Here is a 234-nt window from a genome sequence, read left to right as displayed (position 1 = left end):
CCAAATAGACACAGCCGCAATGGTGAACGCTAATATGTAATTAATGATTTGTACTAAAACATTAATGATCGTTACGAGACGCATTTGGCCATAAACGGTTTTTAAGAAACGCGTCATACTATCTTGGGCGTAGTCAGCTTCTTGAGTCGTATGCGAGAACAGCTTTACGGTTGATATGTTGGTGTAACTGTCGACAATACGGCCGGTCATTGTTGAACGAGCATCAGCTTGTTC

General features: G+C 41.9%; 1 pseudogene. It reads right to left on the bottom strand.

What is annotated here, in order from left to right:
• Positions 1-234, bottom strand: a pseudogene (locus AAEZ22_RS18655) (ABC transporter ATP-binding protein); the annotation flags it as partial.

The organism is Pseudoalteromonas sp. 20-MNA-CIBAN-0454 (assembly GCF_040308685.1).
GTDB lineage: Bacteria > Pseudomonadota > Gammaproteobacteria > Enterobacterales > Alteromonadaceae > Pseudoalteromonas > Pseudoalteromonas nigrifaciens.
Note: the sequence above shows the minus strand (reverse complement) of the source record. Positions and strands in the feature narration are given on the sequence as shown.